Raw genomic sequence first — 1,898 nt, forward strand, 5'->3', positions numbered from 1 at the left:
GGCGTGTCGCCGGCCGCGGCGAGGATCAGCTCGGCCGGGTCGTCGCCCAGGTAGATGGCGGCGCGGGACAGGCGGTTGGTGATCGCCGGGCGCTGCGCGTTGGGGATCGGGAAGGCGGTGCGGCGGTTCTCGTGGTCGATCCAGACGAGGCTGTCATCTTCCTGCACCAGACGGTGCGACAGGCTGTGGCTCCAGCCGTAGCCCAGGCCGCTGTCGATTTCCGCGGCGCTGGTGCGATAGAGGCGCGTCCAGGGAAAGGGCAGCAGGCCGTCCAGTTCGCCGTCGGTGAGGGTGAGCAGTTCCTCGCCGGTGACCATGGAGACCGGGCAGTTGTTGGTGCAGGTGTTCTTGGCCGTGTCGGCGGGTTTGCCGTTAGGTGTTGTGGCTGTCCGGGAGGCGTCGGGGCGTGTGCTGGCCTCGCTGAGCGTGGTATTGCGGCGACCGTCCCACTGCAACCGCAGGACGCCACGCTGCTGTGCGGCGGTGAGGCCGCGAGCCGCGACCTGCTTGTACTTGTCCACGTAGGCCATGAAGCCTTTGAGGATGTTGAAGATCGCTTCGACGAAGCCCTGTACGGCCTTGACGATTTTCTCGCCGTATTTCTTCAGGCGCATGCCCAGGTAGACGAGGCCGGAACCGCCCACGGCGATGCTCAGCACCAGCGCCAGGAGGATGTCGATGAGGATGGAAACGAGGACGCGGGAAATTTCCTTGGCGGCGGTTCCGGCGATCTGGCTGGGCGGCAATGCGGAGAGCCAGAGGGAGGCGGTGCGCAGGAGCAGGAACAGGGCGGCTTCGTCGCTGGCCAGGAGCATGGCCTTTTCCATCATCTCCGGCGCCTGTTTGGCGAGGTCGGCCAGCTTCTGCGCGCTCTCGCCCAGGCGGGCGACATGCTTCATCGGGTCTTGGAGAATGTCGAGGAACAGCATGATGCCGTCCCAGACGTCCTTCACGGCCAGCCAGCTGCCTTCGAGAATACCGTTGCCGGCCGCGGCGAGCGACGAGGAGGCGCTTTGTACCGACCATTGCGGCTTGAATTCGGCCCACTGGCCGCGCAGCCAGGTTTCCAGTTCGCGGCTCAGGCCGTCGTAGGAAGAAAACAGAGCGTCCACTTGCCCTGAAGTGACCGCGCTCTGCACGCGGACCCGGTACAGCTCGCCGGCTTTGCCCTGGTGGCGGGCCTTGCCTTGGGCATCGAGGGTGAGGGTGGTCGATGCGCCGCCCTTGATCGGAATGACTTCGACCTGGAGGTTGCCCACCGGGATGTCGTAGACCGATTCGAACTTGCTTTCGATCTCCAGGATGCCGTTGGCCGGACAACGCGCCACGCTGGACATGAAGTCGCCGTCACTCGACGCGACCGTCGTGCTGGTGTTGCCGACCTTGAGCACGCGCTCCATGCCCAGCAGCGAGGGCATATCGGTGGCGTGGCTGCCCTTGTCGGCGATTTGCGCGTACCAGGTCTTGGTCTGTTCGCGGTAGAGCGTCAGGCTGTCCTTGAACGTGCTCAGTTGTTCTTCGATGTAGGCGATCTGGTCCATCAGCCTTGTTGCTCCTGAATGAGGTAATCGAGCAGGTCGTTCTGCAGGGAAGACGAGGTGCCGTGACGGCGGACGAAGTGATCCACTTTCAATCGCAGGTTCTGCTCCGGCCAGGCGAGGTAAAGGTCAGGGGTCTCTTCCTGCAGCCACTGCATGAGGTTATCCACCAGGGGGGCGGGGTTTTCTGCTCTGAGTTGGGCGAGCAGGTCCGGTGGTACGTCCCACCAGGGGTAGGGCTGGCTGGTGCCGAGGACGGGTAGCTCGACGGTCAGGTCGCTGCCGTTGATCCAGTAGCGCTCGAACACCGGCAGCAGGTCGCCCGCCGCCTCGCCGAGGTGGGTGAGGATCGGCGCCAGA

At 64.8% G+C, this 1,898-nt stretch carries 1 protein-coding gene and 1 pseudogene; both read right to left on the minus strand.

Annotation, left to right across the window (positions count from 1 at the left end):
• Positions 1-1,541: DUF6531 domain-containing protein (locus tag BZL41_RS15395; protein WP_256578170.1), on the minus strand; the 1,541-nt coding region annotated here is incomplete at its 3' end.
• Positions 1,541-1,898 (minus strand): annotated as a pseudogene (locus BZL41_RS28560) (hypothetical protein); the annotation flags it as partial. The gene BZL41_RS15395 and the pseudogene BZL41_RS28560, both read right to left, overlap by 1 nt.

Source organism: Pseudomonas sp. PIC25, assembly GCF_002286785.1.
Lineage (GTDB): Bacteria > Pseudomonadota > Gammaproteobacteria > Pseudomonadales > Pseudomonadaceae > Pseudomonas_M.